The 18323-nt window shown below is 56.5% G+C and carries 15 protein-coding genes; 6 read left to right on the forward strand and 9 right to left on the reverse strand.

All coding sequences use genetic code 11. The features are described from left to right. Nucleotides 1-253 precede the first annotated feature (253 nt). Together C0U40_RS13020 and C0U40_RS13025 are read right to left on the reverse strand one after the other, a co-directional pair. Nucleotides 254-2425, reverse strand: a complete 2172-nt coding sequence (locus C0U40_RS13020) for a cytochrome P450/oxidoreductase (RefSeq protein WP_101656232.1) — start codon at nt 2423-2425, stop codon at nt 254-256. Next, the gene (locus C0U40_RS13025) at nt 2422-3228 is read right to left on the reverse strand and encodes a coniferyl-alcohol dehydrogenase (RefSeq protein WP_101656417.1); all 807 of its coding nucleotides are present in this window, start codon (nt 3226-3228) and stop codon (nt 2422-2424) included. Before C0U40_RS13025 ends, C0U40_RS13020 begins: the two co-directional genes overlap by 4 nt. Nucleotides 3229-3321: 93 nt before the next feature. Between C0U40_RS13025 and C0U40_RS13030 the strand changes: the two genes are divergently transcribed. The 5 genes from C0U40_RS13030 (at nt 3322) to C0U40_RS13050 (ending at nt 8773) form a co-directional block, all read left to right on the forward strand. Beyond that, nucleotides 3322-4224, forward strand: coding sequence for a LysR family transcriptional regulator (locus C0U40_RS13030; protein ID WP_101656233.1), 903 nt, complete (start codon nt 3322-3324; stop codon nt 4222-4224). Between the two features lie 104 nt (nt 4225-4328). Then, on the forward strand, nt 4329-5357 hold the full coding sequence (dctP, locus tag C0U40_RS13035) for a TRAP transporter substrate-binding protein DctP (RefSeq protein ID WP_101656234.1): 1029 nt from the start codon (nt 4329-4331) through the stop codon (nt 5355-5357). Nucleotides 5358-5417: 60 nt separating this feature from the next. Continuing rightward, entirely contained in the window at nt 5418-5906 is a 489-nt protein-coding gene (locus C0U40_RS13040; protein ID WP_101656235.1) for a TRAP transporter small permease, read from the forward strand. Nucleotide 5907: 1 nt separating this feature from the next. After that, entirely contained in the window at nt 5908-7203 is a 1296-nt protein-coding gene (locus C0U40_RS13045) for a TRAP transporter large permease (protein ID WP_101656236.1), read from the forward strand. Between the two features lie 94 nt (nt 7204-7297). After that, the gene (locus tag C0U40_RS13050; RefSeq protein ID WP_101656237.1) at nt 7298-8773 is read left to right on the forward strand and encodes an aldehyde dehydrogenase family protein; all 1476 of its coding nucleotides are present in this window, start codon (nt 7298-7300) and stop codon (nt 8771-8773) included. Nucleotides 8774-9055: 282 nt separating this feature from the next. On the opposite strand, the gene C0U40_RS13055 is transcribed toward C0U40_RS13050, so the two are convergent. From C0U40_RS13055 to C0U40_RS13075, 5 genes are all read right to left on the reverse strand, one after another. Next, nucleotides 9056-9868: a carbon-nitrogen hydrolase family protein gene (locus C0U40_RS13055; RefSeq protein WP_101656238.1), complete on the reverse strand. Its 813-nt coding sequence runs from the start codon at nt 9866-9868 to the stop codon at nt 9056-9058. Between the two features lie 17 nt (nt 9869-9885). Beyond that, entirely contained in the window at nt 9886-11154 is a 1269-nt protein-coding gene (locus tag C0U40_RS13060; protein WP_180957700.1) for an FAD-binding oxidoreductase, read from the reverse strand. A gap of 113 nt (nt 11155-11267) precedes the next feature. Further along, on the reverse strand, nt 11268-12557 hold the full coding sequence (locus C0U40_RS13065; RefSeq protein ID WP_101656240.1) for a TRAP transporter large permease: 1290 nt from the start codon (nt 12555-12557) through the stop codon (nt 11268-11270). A 10-nt stretch (nt 12558-12567) separates the two neighbouring features. Then, entirely contained in the window at nt 12568-13077 is a 510-nt protein-coding gene (locus C0U40_RS13070) for a TRAP transporter small permease (RefSeq protein WP_101656241.1), read from the reverse strand. A 59-nt stretch (nt 13078-13136) separates the two neighbouring features. Continuing rightward, nucleotides 13137-14138 carry a TRAP transporter substrate-binding protein gene (locus tag C0U40_RS13075; RefSeq protein WP_101656242.1) on the reverse strand — a complete coding sequence of 334 codons (1002 nt, stop codon included), beginning with the start codon at nt 14136-14138 and terminating at the stop codon, nt 13137-13139. Nucleotides 14139-14301: 163 nt separating this feature from the next. Between C0U40_RS13075 and C0U40_RS13080 the strand changes: the two genes are divergently transcribed. Continuing rightward, entirely contained in the window at nt 14302-15177 is an 876-nt protein-coding gene (locus C0U40_RS13080; protein WP_101656243.1) for a LysR family transcriptional regulator, read from the forward strand. Nucleotides 15178-15455: 278 nt separating this feature from the next. Here the strand turns inward: C0U40_RS13080 and C0U40_RS13085 are convergent, their stop codons facing one another. Both C0U40_RS13085 and C0U40_RS13090 read right to left on the reverse strand, forming a co-directional pair. Next, nucleotides 15456-17078 (reverse strand): choline dehydrogenase, encoded by a 1623-nt coding sequence (locus C0U40_RS13085; RefSeq protein WP_101656244.1) that lies wholly within the window; start codon nt 17076-17078, stop codon nt 15456-15458. Next, a complete protein-coding gene (locus tag C0U40_RS13090) occupies nt 17075-18232 on the reverse strand; it encodes an aromatic ring-hydroxylating oxygenase subunit alpha (protein ID WP_101656245.1) in 1158 nt (385 codons plus the stop codon). Before C0U40_RS13090 ends, C0U40_RS13085 begins: the two co-directional genes overlap by 4 nt. Nucleotides 18233-18323: the final 91 nt, after the last annotated feature.

An 18323-nucleotide genomic window follows, 5' to 3' on the forward strand; every position in this document is an offset into this window, starting at 1 on the left:
TGCGCTAAAACAACTGCTCAAAGGCGATACGAAATCACCGCATCATACGGTGCGTCCCAATATGGCAGTGCTCTTTAGACAATAACCGTGTTTCCAGTTTTTCCGGTTAGACGTTCGACAGCATCGCTGCAAACACGCCGCATGATTTCAACAACCCAATGAACTACTCGCTCTCTTAGGTTGGGTCACATTTGGACCACTCCACCCCAACGACGGACAGAATTTGTAACGCCTAGAGAAACTGCCCGAACCTTCAAACGTCCAGTACAAGCCTCTTCGTTTTGGAACGTGAGCAGCAGACGGTTATTTGTGTATTCGCGGCTTTTTCCAGATCCGTTTGAACCAGATCGCGGTGGTCCGGCATGCCGGAAACTACCCGTGTCAGGCAGGTTCCGCAGACACCGGACTGACAGGAGACCTGCACGTGGATGCCGTTTTCTTCCAGCTTTTGCGCGATGGTTTCGCCCGGTTGGACATCGAAACTGCGTCCCGATTTTTGTGCAACCACGGTGAAGGGGGCGCCGTCGGTATTTACCTCTGCGCCAAACCGTTCCAGATGGATGCATTCCTCTGCCCAGCCTGCGGTTTGTGCCGAGGTGACAATGAAATCCATGAAGCCGTTGGGACCGCAGACATAGAGGTGACGATCTTTCGCAACCTTCTCCAAAACAGCGCTGATGTCGAGCTGCTGTTCCTTCGGGCCGGTATCTACATGGACCTGCACTTTGTCGTCAAACCGTGCCAGTTCTTGTGTGAAGGCCAGTCGATCTGCTGTTCGCCCGCAATAGTGCATCTCCCATGATGCGCCAGCTTTCTCCAGTGCGTAGGCCATGCTCAGCATCGGGGTAATCCCGATGCCCCCTGCGAACAGAATGGTATGCGCTGCATCCTTTTGAATCGGAAAATTATTGCGCGGGCGTCCGATCCTGATCCGCTGACCCTGTTCAAAACCTGCGTGAATGGCCGCGGAGCCACCCCGCGATTTGGGATCCAGCAGGATGCCAAGCCGGTATTTGGAACTGTCGGCAGGATCACCGGTAAGCGAATACTGCCGGATGAGGCCGGACTTTACATAAACATCCACATGCGCACCTGCATCATAGCGGGGCAGGGCAGCGCCGTCTGCGGAGGTCAGGTCCAGCCCGATGATGCCTGTCGCCATATCAATGCGCGTAGCCACGATCATATCCAGCCAAGGATTTTCGTTTGACCGGTTGCCAGTATCAGCCGTGTCTTCCAAGCCTTTTTCCAACAGGTGTACCTTAACCGGCATGCTGGCATAGGCGCGGATGGTATTGTTCATGGCCACGACCGGTTCGTCCAGCAGCTCGAAACGCTCCACCCGGCGGCGCAAGGCTTCCAGAAGCAAGATCATCTCGCGGCGGGCAAGGTGCATGCCCATGCACATATGAACGCCTTGGCCGAAGCCGAGATGATCGTGTACATCGCGGGTCACGTCGAAGCGGTCGGGATCGGGAAATTTGCGTTCGTCGCGGTTTGCCGAAGCATACATGACGATCACGCGCTTTCCGGCGGGGATCAGATGCCCTGCAATGTCACTGTCTTCCACAACGTACCGTGTAAAGGCGCGGATCGGTGTCGCCATGCGCACGGCTTCTTCCACCGCGTTGGGGATCAGGGCCGCGTCCTTTCGGATCAGTTCCCATTGCGCGGGGTTTTCGGCGAAAAACCTGATGATCTGCCCCGTGGTCGAGATCGTCGTGTCAAGCGACGGGTTGATGTAGTCCCGCATCAGCTGGGCGCAGGTTTCATAGGAAATGCCGCGTTCTGCACCGACATCGAAAATCCGCTTGGCCCAGCCGCCTTCTTTCAGTTTTTCGGGGCGTCCGTATTCCTGCAGGAAGTCGCGCAGGTCTACAAGGTCTGCAAAGGCTTGTTCTGTGCGGGCGTTCTCGGTGCCAAACAGGTTGAATGTGGCAGACGCCCATTTCAGCATCTGAGCTGAATCAACGGCCTTTGGCAGACCGACCAGTTCGGCAACAATCGTGACCGGCAGGTATTGTGCCAGATCGCTGACCGCATCAAATGTCCCGCGCGCGCACAGGGTGTCGATTAACCCGTTTGCGGCTTTCACCAACATCGGCTCGATTTCCTTTAGCGCACCGGGCAACAGGGGTTCTGAGGTCACAGCGCGGGTGCGGTCATGTTCTGGCGGATCGGAATTAAGTGTCGAGCCGACCAGAATGTCGTTTACCTTGGGAATTGGCGACACCCCGCGAGAGCTTACAAAACGCAGAGGCTGTCGCAGCACTGCGCTGACTTCGTCATATCTGGGCAGAGCATAAAGATCATGTTGCGGCAGATACACCACCGGACCAATTGCGCGCATTTTTTCATAAACGGGGTAGGGGTCCTGAATAACCTCGTCCGAATAAAAATCTATGCCGTAGGACGGTATGCTCATGGGTTTGGCCCTCCAGTTAAGCGGAGGCTTTCCAACCCCATTGCATCGCTTTGGTTGAAGGCTCCCATACCGCCGTCTATGGCGATGTCCGCGCCTTTGATCCAGTTGGAAACGGGTGACAGAAGAAAAGCCGCGATTTCTGCGATTTCTTCGGGTGCACCGGGGCGGCCTGCACGCGCGACGTTCTTGGCCATCCTTGCGCCGAACGCTTTCTGGAAATCGCCAAGAATGCCCGTGGCAATGCCGCCCGGACTAAGTGAATTAATGCGGAACCCCCGTTTTACCATGGCTTCGGTTTCGGCGATTGTCCAAAGGATCATCACCTCTTTGGACAGGTTATAACAGCGGGTGGCGTCAATCCCTTCCGTGGCAATGAATTGGGGCAGTTGGCTGGCACGGGTCAACTGGCCGAGCCGTTTGATCTGGTCCACATTTTCAGACCAACCGTGACCCGCCCGTGACGCCATGTTCACGATGGAAGCGCCTGTATTGAAGTGGGGCAGCATGGCCTGTGTGAGTGCCCGCGTCCCGAGAAAATTTACTTGCAGGATTTCTGCTTCCAACCCTGTGCGTGGTGGCAGACCCGCGTTGTTGCACAACCCGTCGAGCTTGCTAGGAACCTGACGTGCGGCCGCTGAAATGGATGTGTCGTCGTTCAGATCAAGCGGGATGAACACATCAACATTTTCACGGGTCTCGTGAAGATCAAACCCGACAACCCTGTGGCCCGCAGACTTCAGGCGCTGTGCGAGTTTCGCGCCAATTCCACTGGCAACTCCGGTGACGGCATATGTTTTGGTCATCATGATTTCCCTTGTAACTCTGTACAGGTTAAAGGATTTGACTTGATTACCGAAAGCCGTAAAAAATGACTAAGTATAACCAGAGGTGATCAAGTGAAAGTTCAACACATCCAGACTTTGGTCGCGATTGCGGACGCGGGGAGCCTGCGAGGGGCGGCAGAAGTGCTGGGGAAATCCCAACCGGCGCTGACAAAATCCCTGCGGCAGGCGGAGGACGATTTGGGCGTGTCCCTGTTCCAAAGGTCGTCGCGGGGCGTGGTTTTGACAGAGGTAGGCGAGCGCGTTTTAAGCCGTGCCCGCACCATCACTAGCGAGATCACCCGTCTGGATGATGAGGTTGCTCAGTTGCGCGGGGAACAAAAAGGCGCTGTGCATGTCTGCTTGTCGCCGCTGGCTGCCATTAAAATCATGCCAAGGGCACTCAGCCGGTTTCATAAATCCCACCCCAACATCGAAGTACGTTTGACAAGCGGGCTCTTCCCCGGTGCACTAAAGCCGTTGCGTGAGGGCAAGACCGACATCGTCATCGGCCCTGCGCCGCCGGTTGGTTTGGCGCGGGAAATTGCTGTCGAACCCTTACTTGATACCCCTATTGTTGTGATAACTTCGCGCAATTCCCCCTTTGCAGGGGCAACCTCGCTGGCCGAACTGACCGATGCACGCTGGATTATGATTGGTGCGCCTTTGGGGCCGGGTGATATTTTCCGCCAACCCTTTATCAACCACGGTCTGACGCCGCCCAAAGCGATGACCACCTCGGAATCCTATTTCGGAGCTATGTCCCTTGTCGAAAGCCTCGGAGCGGTGTGTACCTTCCCGCTAAGATTGCTAGAGGATATTCAAAAGGGCTGGGATATTGAACAAATTCCCTTGCGTGAAACCATAGCGCCGCTGCGGATTTCCCTGATGACGCGCGCAGGACATCCCTTAACGCCCGCAGCGGAAGAACTGGTAAATTGCGTGCGCATCAGATCGGAAACGATGAAACGCGCCTGATTACCTGTGGTTATGGATATTTCCAAACTTGACCTATTCGTTATCGCTTCGGGTGGGGTAGTCTCTCTTGGAGGGCTTTAAAAGCCAACTTACGGGAGGGTTCCATGAAACACACATTAACAGCCGCACTCTGTTTGGCGACGTCTGCACTTGCAGCGCCTGCAACCGCGCAAACAGAATTGTCATTTAATATCTTTTTCCCGCAAACGCATTTTGCGTGGTCGGTGTTCCAAGCGTGGTCGGACGATGTCGCTAAGGCAACCGATGGCGAGGTAAAGATCACATTCCCCGCACAATCCGTATCCCCGCCCCCCGGCGTGATGGATGCGGTGCGCAATGGTGTGGCTGATGGCGGTTTTATTTTCAACGGTTTCATCGGCAAGGCCGCGCCAGCAACGCTGCTCAGCCAGATGCCATGGATGCACAAGGGCGATAGTGCTGCCATGTCTGAAATGATGTGGGAAAACTATCAGGAACATTTTGCAGAACACGAAACCCTGCGCGGTGTGAAGCTGGTGTCCATGTTCAACCTTGGGCCGGCTTACCTGTGCAGCGTAAGCGACACGCCGATCACCTCGCTCGAAGAGCTGAGCTCCCGCCGGATCTGGGCGCTGCCCGGTACAATCGCAAACATTCTTAAAGATATGGACCAGTCGATCGTTGCCGGACCTGCTGTTCAGGTGCAGGAACTGACATCTCGCAATACGGTTGATGCCCATTTCGGGCTGACGATGGAAACGACCAACAGTTTCGGCGTGGCACCCTATACGAAATCCTGTGTAGACATTTCGCCGTCCATGCAATCCGCCAACTTTTCTATCTTCTTTAACGAACGCAAATGGGACCGCCTTTCGGATGAGCACCGCGCTGCAATTACTGAACTTTCGGGTTCTCATCTGGCAAGACGTCTGGGCGTGGCAACTAATGAAGCCGAAGCAAAGGGCCGTGCAACGCTTGAAGAACAAGGGGTGACGTTCACACCCGCAAATCCTGATCTTATGGCAGCGTTTGAGGCTTCAGCCGCAAAGATCTCTGGCGGATGGGCTGCAGAAGTCTCGGACAAATACGGCGTGGACGCTGCCGCGGTTGTCGAAGAGATGCGCAGCGAAGTTGACGCCGCTTCCGGAAGTTAAACCCGCACCAGAACAGGCGGACCAGAACCGGTCTGCCTGTTTCTTCTAAAAGGGGGGCTCATGCTGTTTTTAAGAAAATTCACGGTGATTTTAGGGGCGCTCAGTCTGGTTGCGATGATCCTGATCACCTGCACGGATATCGTAATGCGGTATATCTTTAACGATCCGATATTCGGCTCGGGCGAGATGATCCAGCTTCTGCTTGGCGTGGCAATTTTCGCAGGGATGTTTGTTGTGACGCTTGATCGTGGACACGTCAATGTCTCGCTGTTCGAGCCCTTTTTACTCAGCCATTTTCGCACCGCCTATCGCGGGATTTTCGACGGGTTTTCATTGATCGGGGTGGTGTCCGTCACCGGTATCCTTTTGTGGAAGACATGGGATCTTTGGGAATATCCCGAAGAATCCATCGTGCTGCAAATACCGATGATCCTTGTGGTCGGAACGATGGCCGCCTTGTCGTGCCTGTCGGTTTTGGGGGCGCTGTTTGCGATCCTGATTGAGAAACGCCAAACCCGCGCGCTCCCCTCTAAAGAGCAGGAAAACTAAGATGGAACTTGCACTTACCGGCTTTACCATACTTCTCATACTGGCCTTTATGGGTGTGCCACTGGCCTTCGCAACGCTCGCGGTCGGTTTTTTCGGGCTGATGTATCTGCGCGGGTTTGATGCTGCGGTTTCTGTCTCCGCCCAATGGATCGTAGAGACCGGAACCAATTACAACCTGTCAATCATTCCCCTGTTCGTCCTGATGGGGGCGTTCATCCACAGGTCCGGCATCAGCCGCGATTTGTTTGCGGCTTCCTATGCGTGGATGGGCCGGTTTCGCGGTGGTCTTGCCCTGTCCGGTGTGATGTCTTGTGCGGGTTTTGCGGCTGTTTGCGGGTCGTCTTTGGCCACAGCGGCCACGATGACACGGGTTGCCATTCCCCCGATGCGGGAATTCAAATACAACGAAGGCTTTTCTGCCGGAACAATCGCTGCCGGAGGAACCTTGGGCATCATGATCCCGCCATCTGTACCGCTGGCCATCTACGGGATCGTGGCGGGGGAGGACATCGGCCTGTTGTTCATCGCGGGCATCCTGCCGGGCCTGTTGTTGATCGGCCTCTTTATGCTCGCCGTACTGATCGTCACAGGGGTAAAACCCGAATTGGGCCCAAAGGGAGAGGCGATGAGCCTTCGGAAAACGCTGCGTGCGTCCTATTCCACCTGGCCTGTTATCATGCTGTTCGGGGTGGTCCTCGGGGGAATCTACTCCGGTATTTTCACCCCCACGGAAGCTGCGGGCGTCGGCTGTGCCGGAGCGTTCCTGTTCGGTGTTGCACGGGGGCATTTCATGGATCGCAAAAGTCTTTGGGGCGTGTTTGAAGAAACCGTTTCTACTTCTGCCTTGATTTTCGCCATTGTGTTCTCGGCGCTTATTCTGGCGCAGTTCGTGAACCTGACCGGGATGCCTTACGACCTTCAGGCACTGGTGCTGGGCTGGGGGCTCGGGCCGGTTGGGCTGGTGTTGATGATCTGCGGCATCTGCGTGCTGCTGGGTATGGTTTTTGAATCCATTGGCATCCTGTTGCTGATCATACCGGTGTTTCTGCCATCGCTCAGCGCGTTGGGGGTTGATCTGATCTGGTTCGGAATTCTGGTGATCATTGTAATCGAGCTTGGGTTGATTTCCCCACCTATCGGCATGAACGTCTTCACGGTGAAATCTGTCGCACCGGAAATCCCGCTTTCGGCCATCTTTCTCGGTGTGCTGCCCTATATTGTGGCCATGATCATCGGAGGTGTTCTGATCCTCTTCTTCCCGCAAATCGCAATCTGGTTACCCGGCGCCATGCGCTAGGACCATTTGAGAACTGATCATCCCCCAAACCAAGATGCCGAGGAGAAGCCAGCGTGCTGAAATCCTTTGCCAAAAACAGTCCGGAGTTGCAGCCATGAGCGCAGGTATAGAAACGCAGTTGTTTATCAATGGCCGGTCCGTTCCGGCCTCGGATCGCGGGACTTATGAAATCTTTAACCCTGCACGCCCGACAGAGTTGGTGGGGCGTGCTGCTGCCGGAACGCCTGATGATGTGGAAGCCGCTGTTACCGCTGCGCATCGGGCCTTTCCCGATTGGGCCGCGCTCAGCTATGAGGAGCGCGGCGAAATGCTGCTCAAGGTTGCGGCGGCAATCACGCAGGACATGGATGAGGTCGAAGACAGGGCACGTCTTTTCACCCGCGAGCATGGCAAGATCCTGCGCGAAACCCGTCTTGAAATCGGCCGTCTGGGGGAACGTTTTGTGCAATGTGCCGGCTATGCCGAGCGGCTGGAACAGGATGAAATCATCCGCGCGGCCCCCAATGACACCATTATCACACGCCAGCCGCGCGGTGTTGCAGCACTTGTCGTTCCGTGGAACTGGCCGCTTGCGATTTTGGGGGCAAAACTGCCGCAGGCTTTAATGGCGGGGAACACCGTCGTGGTCAAACCTTCGGCCAATTCCGCGCTCGCCCCAGCGATGACGCTGCACCGGATCGCAGAAATGCTGCCCCCCGGTGTGGTGAATATCGTCACCGGATCGGCAAGCCGGATCGGGGATGCCCTGATCGGCCATCCTTTGGTGCGGTATGTGAATTTTACCGGTTCCGTCGATGTCGGGCGACACGTAATGAAAGTTGCGTCCGAGAATATCACCCCAGTGACGCTGGAGCTTGGCGGGAACGATGCAGGTATCGTCTGTCACGACGTTGACCTGAGCGGTGACGCTTTTGAACGGTTATACCGTGCGGCCTTCATGTCTACGGGGCAGATTTGCTATGCCATGAAGCGCCTTTATGTGCATAAATCCCGCTTTGACGAAGTGGCCGACGGGCTTCGCGCAGTGGTTGATGCACAGGTGATTGGCGATGGGTTGCTGCCTGAAACCACAATGGGCCCGATGAATAACCCCAAACAGTTAAAAACCGTCACCGATATGATCAAAGAGGCCCGTGCAGCAGGGCAGGATGTTCACGAACTGGGGCAGGTGCCCGATCAAGCCCTTTATGAGGAAGGCTTTTTCCAGCGTCCGGCTTTGATCTTTAACGCCGATCCCTCTTTGTCTGCGGTTCGCGAAGAACAATTCGGCCCCGTCCTACCCCTCATCCCGTTTGAAACCGAAGACGAGGCAATTGCCTTGGCAAATGACGATCCGTTCGGGTTGGCATCCTCAGTCTGGACGACAGACACAGACCGTGCAGTTGCGCTGGCCCGCCGGATCGAGGCTGGCTACAGTTTTGTGAATGCGCACGGCCCTTCGGCGATGGACAACAACGGCCCGTTTGGCGGCTTTAAAAAGTCCGGCATCGGTCGCAATTTCGGGTATGAAGGTGTCACCCAGTTTCAGGGATTACACTCCATCGCCGGAGGACCGGGCACTCTTGTCTAGGGTGCAACCCTTCGGCCCGCAGGATCCGCAACCACATGGCCACTACGGAGAGCGACCACAAGTTCACTATCAAAAACAATCTTCCGGAATGGAACGTCATTCCTACCCAGCCAAACCAAGTCAGAATTGGACTGGCGATATCACCTATGTGTGGACCCGTCAGGTTAGGCTAAGGTTCCTTGTTTTTCTTCACCGCATTTCCGGTCTCTCAAAAGACAGGTCGCACAAACGCGCACGTAGGGCAGCATCAAACCGTGGCTGGTCCACATCAAGAATATGTCGTTAATTCAATTGCCTCTCGTTCGCGAGAGAGGGGATCTTCTGACGGGTCGCCTTGACCAACGTCAAATCGATCTCCGACAGAACGAAACCGGGTTGATCACCGGCATCGGCCAGTACCTTCCCCCAGGGATCAACGATCAGTGAGTGACCATACAGTTGGCTCCCGCCCGCGATCACGCCACATTGGGCTGGTGCAATCACGAAGGCACCGTTTTCGATCGCACGTGCCCTTTGTAATACGTGCCAATGCGCCTCTCCGGTGGGTTGGGTAAAGGCGGCGGGAGTAAATAGAAGGCTGGCGCCTGCTTTGGCCTGTTTTCGGAAGAGATGTGGAAATCTGAGATCATAGCAGATCGACAGGCCGACAGTTTGCCCGCACAGACCTGCCGTCACCACCGTATCGCCCGGAGACATAACATCACTTTCGCAGTAGCGGTGACCGCCACCGAGATCGATATCAAACATGTGGATCTTGTCGTATCGCGCTGTGATCTCGCCATCGGTTCCGATCAACAGGCTACGATTGCGCAGACTATCGCCGTTGATGACGGCGACAGAGCCTACAAGGACGTCGACCTTGCGGGTTCGGGCAAAATTACGAAAGGCGCGGATCGCCGGGTGCTCGGTTTCCGGAAAGGCGACAGGCGCCAGTGCGCCGTCCTTGACGTCAAGGCCTGCGCAGAATTCAGGAAGTGCTATTACATCGGCACCTTTTTCGGCGGCCTGCTGCATCAGGCTAAGGTTGGTCTCTATGTCGGCCTGAACGTCGGGCGTTGCGGTCATCTGGATGCAGGCTACGGTAAAACGTGTCATGGATCGGATACTTTCTTTCAAGTTGCGGACGACACCGGCGGCAGTAGCTTGCCGGGGTTCAGAATGTTTTTGGGATCAAGTGCTGTCTTGATGCGACGCATCATGCCGATCTCCTCCGGGCTTCGGGACAGGTGCAGCCATGCCAGCTTGTCGGTTCCGATGCCATGCTCGGCTGATATCGCACCGCTTCGGGCTCCGGCTGCGGTGAGTATCCGGGATTTCAGCGTGGTGGCATCTGCATCTGGCGCCCCGTCAAGGATCACAGCAAGATGCAGGTTGCCGTCACCGAGGTGACCAAAGCACATCATCTGCGATCCCGGCGCTAGCCGGGCAAGCGCGTCAATGCATTCATCGTGGAACGCCTGCATCTGTGCACGTGGTAGGCTGACGTCAAAGCCGATGATGTTGCGGTATTTTGTGCTGAGCGCCTCGTTAGCTTCGCGGATATCCCAGAGGGCTTGGGCCTGGGCTTCGGACTGCGACAGCACCGCATCTTCAATGACGCCGTTCTCCATCCACGGCACCAACGCAGTTAAAAGTGCCTCCTGAAGCGCCGCCTCGTCGGGGCCGGTGATTTCGACCAATAGTAACACGCCTTCGCCCGCTGCTATCGGTTCGGTCCCGGTGGTTTCGCATGCATAGGCGTAGTATGACGGCCACATGACTTCGAACGCATTAACGGGCACGCTGGTTTTTAGCATATCCAGCAGGCGGTGGGCAGCAGCAGTATCGGGCACCCGCAACAAGGCCACGGCGCGTGCGGGTTCGATCGGGACCAACCGCAGGTGGGCGCGAGTGATTATCCCCAGCGTGCCCTCGGAGCCTATGAAGATCTGGCGCAGGTCGTAACCGGTGTTGTTCTTCTTTAAAGGGTTCATCGACGTCACCACGGTGCCATCCGCGAGAACGGCCTCAAGGCCCAGCACCTGATCGCGCATCATACCGTAGCGGAGCACGTGCACGCCGCCGGCGTTGGTGGCGATCATGCCGCCGATCTCGCAAGAGCCGCGGGCGCCAAATTCTACCGGAAAGACCAGTCCCGCATCAGCAGCCGCCTGTTGCAGGGTTTCCAGCACGGTGCCGGCGCCCACCTCGGCGATACGGGCGTCGCGGTTGATTTTCGGCGCGGGCGCGAGACGCGACAGGTTGATCACCACACAATCGGCTGACGGCATGGCGCCACCTACAAGCCCGGTCAGCCCGCCTTGCGGAACCACTGGTATTCCTGCATCGTTGCACATCCGCAGAAGAGTCGCCACGTCTTCGGTGCTGCGTGGGAGCGCCACGGCCAATGGCTGTACGGGCTCGCGTGCAGTCCAGTCCCGGTGGAATCTGGTGTCGGACCTGGCGCCGGGCCAGACGACGTCGGCCCCGAGGGTTTCGATAAGCCTGTTAACGATCATCGGCTTGCTCCTGTGAAGAAATCGAGAGGGGCGGTCACCAGAATTGGGAAGGCAACAAGCAGCACAAGGATCAGAACCTCGGCCGTCAAGAAGGGCAGGACCCCTGTGATGACCTTGTTCATGCGTGTGCCCGATACCCCGGCAACCACGTTGAGGACATTGCCCACCGGCGGTGTCAGAAGCCCAAGGGCACCGGCCATAATGAAGACTACGCCGAAGTAGATAAGGTCGACGCCGGCTGCCTGGCACAGGGGGATCACGATGGGCATCATGATCAGCATCAACGGGGTAAAATCGAGAACCATGCCAAGCACCAAAGTCAACAGCACAAGAAAGCCAACCAGCAAAACTGGAGAGTCTATAAAGGGCTGTGCGAGGGCAATAACCGTGGCCGGCAGGCTTGCGGTGGTGATCAACCAGGCGCTGACTCCGGAAGCCCCGATCAGAAAGAGTACCGAGGCACTGACCAGCGCGGCACGGGACAGGCAGCCGTAGACGCCATTCCAATCAAGATCGCCGTAGACGAACATGCCAACCACGAAGGCCACCATGCAGGCTACAACCGCGGCTTCTGTCGGGGTGAAGATACCCGCGCGCAAGCCGCCAATGATTACCACCGGCAGCAGTAGCGCCGGGATGCCCTTGACCAGCGCGCGAAGTCGACCGGTGCTATCGACGCGGGGAAAGACTTGATAGTCGCCTCCGCCGCAGACCAGCCGCCAGGCGAGGATCAGTGAAACCGCCATCAGTAAGCCTGGCACTACGCCTGCAAGAAACATCTTGGTGATCGAAACGTTGGCCACCGCGCCATAGACGACAAAAGCTATTGACGGCGGTATGATCGGCGCGATGACACCACCAGCAGCCAGAAGGCCGACGCTCTGGCCTTCCGGGTAGCCGGCCTTGCGCATCATCGGCATCAGGATCGCGGCCAGCGCCGCACTGTCTGCAATCGCCGAACCCGAGAGCGAGGCGAGGATCAGCGCGGCGAAGATGCCGACATAGCCTAATCCGCCCTTGAGGTGACCGAAAAAGGCCAATGCCACGTCGATGATACGCTTGGACAAGCCGCCTTTGTTCATCAGCTCACCAGCAAGAATGAAAAAGGGAATTGCCAGAAGCAGAAAGTTGTCCACCCCGAGAATCATGTTCTGAGACACGATCTGCGGATTGAAAAAATCGATATGCAGCATTAGCGCGACACCGACCAGCACAAGCACATAGGCGATGGGCAGCCCGATCACAACGCCGAGCAGCAGCGTTCCCAGAAAGATTGAAATCAGCATTGGGTTTTCCTCAGTGGAGTTCCGGATTTTCGGAAGTGATCCCGAAATACGCATCAGTGGTCATTGTGCCACGTAGCAGCGCGATAGCACGACAAGCGGTGATCACGGCAAAGGCACAGGCCGCAAAGACCCCGGGTGCAAACACGACGGCGAGTGGCAGGCCTGAAACCGGAAGGTAATCGGTTAGGCTGAATTTCAGTTGCTGCCAGGCGCCCAAACACAGCAGCACATCACAGAAAATCATCAGCGCGGCCCCGATAACTGCAAGTACTTTGGCTGAAGTCTGAGGGAGGCGCTCCACCGCCATGGTCATCATGATGTGCTGGCCACGTGCCAGCACAACGATGGCGGCTAGAAACACAAGCCAAACCAGCAGGATGCGCGAGATTTCTTCGGTCATCACAAAGCCGGAATTGAAGCCGAAGCGCATGACAACGTTGATAAAAACCCCGACGACCAGCACGCCGAGAATGACCGCGCTGATGGTATGGATCAGCGGGATTGGGGTAAGACGGGACATGAGAACCTCCGATGATACGTTCGGCGCGGCGAAGCCGCCGCGCCGGGCTGGGCAGCCGTTTACTTGCGGCTGTCTTCGATGGCCGTTAGCATGTCTTCATAAAGAGGACGCAGGTCGTCAGTGACATTCTTCTCGACCACGGATGCCACCGCCGCTTGAAGCTCGCTTGCCGCTTCCGGTGTCAATGCACGCACGGCCTCCATGCCGCCTTCGGATATCAGCAATTCAACCGCATCTGCATCCGCCCGGCGCAGGATCTGGCGCTGTTCTACACCGAACTCCCGCGCCGCCTGAGACAATGCAGCACGATCCTCGTCGGACAGTCGCTTGAAGAACCGCTCGCTGACCAGCGGGATCATCGCGCCGTAAATATGATTGGTTGCGGTGTAATGGTCTTGCACCTCGTAAAACTTAAGAGATTGGACAGCCAGCGCCGGGTTGTCCTGAGCATCGACCGTGCCGGTTTCCATGGCTGAATAGAGCTCGGGGAAGGGCATCGGAACCGGGTTGGCGCCCAACGCGGTGAACGTGTCGATAAACACCGGCGCACCGATCACACGCACCTTAAGCCCGTCGAAATCCTCAAGGCTATCGACGGCCCGTTGAGAATTGGTGAAAGCGCGAAATCCGTTTTCCCATAGGGCCAGACCGCGCAAGCCATTCGTCTCAAGCCCAGCAACAATCTCTTCCCCGACGGGACCCAATGTTACGGCATCTGCATCACTATAGCTGGTGAAGACAAACGGCAGGTCCAGCAGTTTGAACTTGGGGTTCATATTCGACAGGTTGGTCGTTGATGTGACCAGCATTTCCTGCAAGCCGCCTTGAAGTGCGCTGATCTGTTGTTTTTCGTTGCCCAGTTGACCCGCAGGGAAGACCTTGACAGCAAGACGCCCGTCGCTCAGTTCGGAGACACGCTCCGCAAAGGTCTCGATTGATTGGGAAAACGGATCCGGCCCCGGGCCGAAGTGGCCCAGCTTTATCGTAGTCTGCGCCTGTATGGGCAGTACAGAGATGGCCAAAGCGGCAACCGTGGCAAGGCTAGTCAAGTGTATCGTCATTGGTAAAGGTTCCTCCCGATGAAATGATCTGTGCTGTCGTACCGAAAGCGGGGCAAATCCATCAAACCAATTGTTTCGGTCCGCCCTCCCGATATTTTTCGGCGCTAGACATTTTCCCGTGCTATCAATGCGTTCGACAGGCTGAAAGTTAGGACCCGATAGTATGAATGTTCGATTTGTAAGCAGTTTCGTGGCCACCGCGGATCTTGGCAGTTTCGCCAAGGCGGCCGAGGCTCTGTTTTCGACTCAGGGCACTATCGCCTCTCGCATCGCCAAGCTGGAAGAGGAACTGGGCGTGCCCCTTTTCCTGCGCGACGGATCGAATCTCGTGCTGACCGAACATGGCCATGCCGCCCTTCCGGCTGCCCGTAGTTTGCTCGAGGCGAGCAATGCATTCGTCGCCGCCGCCGGAGGAAACCGGACCGAGGGCGTGTTGCGCATCGCATGGACGGATTACATCTCTTATTTCCTGTCCTCAAAACTTCTGACAGAGCTTAACCGTCGCCATCCCGCGCTGAATATCGAGGTGCAGACCCATTCCAGCATGGATGTCGCCGAACTTTTACAGCAGGGCCGGATCGATCTTGGTGTATTCGTCGGCGTGGAATCCCGCCGCAATGTGACGGCAATGCATCTGTTCGATCTGCCGTTGCGCTGGATCGCCCGAAAGGATTTGCTGGGGGATTGCCGTTCGCTTGACATCCTTTCACAGGTGCCTCTGGTAAACTACCCGGCTGGCACCCTGCCTGCACAAGCCATAGATAAGCAGTTAAGCGATGCAGGCATCAAACCTGGGCTGGTTTATTGGATGGACACTTTGCCGTCAGTGCTATCGGCAGTGCGTGAAGGGCTCGCTGTTGCCTTGGTGCCGCCGAAGATCCTGCAGAGCGATTTGCAAAAAGGCGACCTTGTAGAGCTTGGTGCGCCGTCCCCCATCACGTCTCTGCCGTTCTATTCCCACTTTCGCAACAACGCTCGGGCAGATCTGTGTGCAGAGGTCAGTCAACTGATGGCCGGTTTACTCAGCTTCGACAAATGACCCTGTGTTCATATCCCGCTGCTTAATAACAGAAAAAAGTTAAATCACTGGTCGCCTTATCACCTCATCACCAGTGGCTTCCTCCAGACACCTGCAAGTTTCGCCATAGTTTTCGTCTCCCAGGACATTTTCGATCGGTTTTCAGGCTGTACTTGTCAAAAGGCGCAGCCTGATGCAGCTTTAACTTCCAGAGATTCTTCCAGTTCTCGGACAGAGCCTTCCTGACTGTTTGAAGCCGCCAAATGGTGTATCAACGCCCAACACATCCGCGTTGATTGTCACCATGTCGGAGCGCAATTGCCACGCCCCCGGATAATATCAGCCGCTTTTTCAGCGATCATGATCGCGGTAGCATTTGTATTGGCGCTTACGATTTCCGGCATAATAGAGGCATCAACCACCCGCAGTCCATCAACTCCGCGCACCCTGCATTCAGGGTCTACAACCACATCTACGGCGTCGGCATTGCCCATTTTACAGGTGCCGACCGGATGATAGCAGGTTTCCAGCGTGTCTGTGATCCAGCTATCGATCTCGGCGTCTGTGCGCACCTTTGATCCGGGAAACAGTTCGGGACCGGCAAACCGTGACAACGCAGGCTGGGCCAGAACCTCGCGCAGGATCGAAAGGCTATTGCGCAGGTCCGCCCGATCCGCCGGATCGGCAAGATAGTTGAAAAGGATTTCGGGAGCCTGCCGCGCGTCGGCACTGCGCGCCCTTACATGTCCGCGACTTTTGGGGCGCATAAGGTCAATGTGTACCTGAAAGGAATGTTCCTGCCTGATATCCACAGTTCCCGGTATTACCGAGAGCGGCATAAAGGTGAATTGCAGATCGGGATGCTCCACATCGGGGCGGGATTTGACAAAGCCGCCCGCTTCGAAGTGGTTGGTTGCAGCCGGTCCGGTCCCGCGCAGTGCCCACTCGGCACCGGCCAGCCAACTGCGGCCGGGACGGGTGACGGGATAAATGCTGACAGGTTCGAGACATTTATGCTGGATTACCAGATCGGGGTGGTCGTTCAGGTTCTCTCCGACACCGGACAATTCATGACGCACAGGTATTCCCGCATTTTCCAGAACGGACGCGGGACCGATGCCGGACAGATGCAAAAGATGCGGAGAGCCGATGGCACCGGCGGCAAGGATAACTTCCCGCTCTGCGCGCACCTCGACAGTTTTGTTCTTGGCAACATACCGGATGCCACGGGCCCGGCCCTGTTCCAGAATGATGTTCTGTGCCAGTGCGCCTGTGACAACGGTCAGGTTTTCGCGGGCGCGCGCGGGTTTCAGATAGGCCCGCGATGCGCTAAAACGCTTGCCGCCGTAGGTGCTGCGTTCTATCGGGCCAAAGCCTTCTTGCTCGGCACCGTTGAAATCCGGCAGGATCGGATATCCCGCCTCACCGCCGGCATCCACAAAGGCCCGGGCCAGCGGTGTTGCATCCAGTGAAGGACGCGTGACACGGATCGGTCCATCATCACCCCGCAACGGATCGGACGTGTCCGGTGCTGTTTCGGCGCGGCGGAAATAGGGTAGTACGTCTTCATAGCTCCAGCCGGTGGCGCCTCTTTGTGCCCAGCCGTCATAATCCCTCGGATTGCCACGCAACCACACCATACCGTTGATCGATGATGACCCACCCAGCACCTTGCCGCGCGGATGGCCCAGCCGACGCCCGTTCAGATGCGGCTCCGGTTCGGATGTAAACGCCCAACTGTATTGTGTTCCCCAGACGACGCGCGACATTCCAGCGGGCATCCGTAACCAGATCGACCGGTCTTCGGGTCCTGCCTCCAGCAGCAGAACCCGCGTGTCGCGGTCCTCGGTCAGGCGGCTTGCCAGAACGCAGCCCGCAGAGCCGCCCCCGACGATCACGTAATCCCAAGATTGCGTCGTCATTCCCGGATCGCCTGATAGCAGAGTTTGTGGAAATGATAGACAAGATGCTCGCTCTGGTTCGGCAGGCTGTCGTCTATCAGATACCGCCCCGATCCGAAGCCCATCGAGTGCAGCCCTTTCTGGTTGGTCACGTTAAGTTCGATATCCTCCGGTCCAAGCTGGGTGTTCATCCAGTGGATCGCGGCTTTTGTGACTTCGGGAACCTTGCGCCTTTTGGGGGCATAATAGCTAAACCGCAGCAACGATTTCTCGGGTGTGAGAGGGATCATGATGAAGGCGCCAACCATATCCGTGTAAGGGAACGAATAGAACGTCGTGTTCGGCCACAAGCCGATGTTGAAGAAGTAATCCGTTTGCCATGTGGCCCCCTCGAGCGGCTGGCCGTAAGCTTCGGTAACATCTGTGTTCGGCGGGCCAATGTAGGTCCACCATTTGTCATAGGAGGTCAGCGTATACCCCTTGAAGTCGATCAGAGCGGCGAGTTCCTTGTGGACAGGTCCGCTCAGGTCGAAATGGTATCCTTCAATCGAGTTTTCCTGAATGACCTTCCAGTTGGCATCGACAATCACATCGGTTTCTTCGATCAGCTCTACATTGTCCATGTCGGGCAAATATTTGCGCATTTCCTCTTCGGCACCTGCGGCCATCTCGGAAACCGGTTGTGCGTCATCGTCAAGGGTGATGAAAACCCAGCCTGCGTAGATTTCCAGACGCACTTTCCGCAAGCTGTGATCAGCCTTTGAGAAATTGCTCAGGTGTTCCGTGCGCGGTGCGGCCCGCAGACCACCGTCAAGGTTGTAACACCATGAATGGTACGGGCAGCGCAGCACGCCACCGACCTTGCCCCGCCGTTCGTTCATCAGGCGGTTTCCACGGTGACGACATACATTGTGCCACGCGTGAATCTTCCCGTCCTTTTCAGTTGTGACCACAACACTCTGTTCGAAGATGTTCTGAACAACAAAACTGCCCGGCTTTTCAAATTCGTTTACATGGCCCACAAGGTGCCAGCATTTCATAAAGATATTCTGTTTCTCTTCCTCAAAGATTTGAGGGTCGTAGAAATACGGTGCCGGAATGGTCGGACCATTCACCGGATCACTGTAGTCCCAAGTCAGGCCGGTCTTGTTTTGCGGGGTTTCAATCTTGCTCATGCCAGCGTCCTTCAGATCGGTGTGTGGTGTATTCTCCCCAACACGGTAAACATTAAAATGCGCAAGAGTTGACTAATTGCGACACGCTTGC

The organism is Neptunicoccus cionae, assembly GCF_002860325.1.
GTDB classification, from domain to species: Bacteria; Pseudomonadota; Alphaproteobacteria; order Rhodobacterales; family Rhodobacteraceae; genus Amylibacter; species Amylibacter lutimaris.

Bases quoted from the DNA above. Each gene is read 5' to 3' on its own strand.
- C0U40_RS13020 (WP_101656232.1), bottom strand. From the start codon at position 2,425: ATGAGCATACCGTCCTACGGCATAGATTTTTATTCGGACGAGGTTATT.
- C0U40_RS13025 (WP_101656417.1), bottom strand. From the start codon at position 3,228: ATGACCAAAACATATGCCGTCACCGGAGTTGCCAGTGGAATTGGCGCG.
- dctP (WP_101656234.1), top strand. From the start codon at position 4,329: ATGAAACACACATTAACAGCCGCACTCTGTTTGGCGACGTCTGCACTT.
- C0U40_RS13040 (WP_101656235.1), top strand. From the start codon at position 5,418: ATGCTGTTTTTAAGAAAATTCACGGTGATTTTAGGGGCGCTCAGTCTG.
- C0U40_RS13045 (WP_101656236.1), top strand. From the start codon at position 5,908: ATGGAACTTGCACTTACCGGCTTTACCATACTTCTCATACTGGCCTTT.
- C0U40_RS13050 (WP_101656237.1), top strand. From the start codon at position 7,298: ATGAGCGCAGGTATAGAAACGCAGTTGTTTATCAATGGCCGGTCCGTT.
- C0U40_RS13055 (WP_101656238.1), bottom strand. From the start codon at position 9,868: ATGACACGTTTTACCGTAGCCTGCATCCAGATGACCGCAACGCCCGAC.
- C0U40_RS13065 (WP_101656240.1), bottom strand. From the start codon at position 12,557: ATGCTGATTTCAATCTTTCTGGGAACGCTGCTGCTCGGCGTTGTGATC.
- C0U40_RS13070 (WP_101656241.1), bottom strand. From the start codon at position 13,077: ATGTCCCGTCTTACCCCAATCCCGCTGATCCATACCATCAGCGCGGTC.
- C0U40_RS13075 (WP_101656242.1), bottom strand. From the start codon at position 14,138: ATGACGATACACTTGACTAGCCTTGCCACGGTTGCCGCTTTGGCCATC.
- C0U40_RS13080 (WP_101656243.1), top strand. From the start codon at position 14,302: ATGAATGTTCGATTTGTAAGCAGTTTCGTGGCCACCGCGGATCTTGGC.
- C0U40_RS13085 (WP_101656244.1), bottom strand. From the start codon at position 17,078: ATGACGACGCAATCTTGGGATTACGTGATCGTCGGGGGCGGCTCTGCG.
- C0U40_RS13090 (WP_101656245.1), bottom strand. From the start codon at position 18,232: ATGAGCAAGATTGAAACCCCGCAAAACAAGACCGGCCTGACTTGGGAC.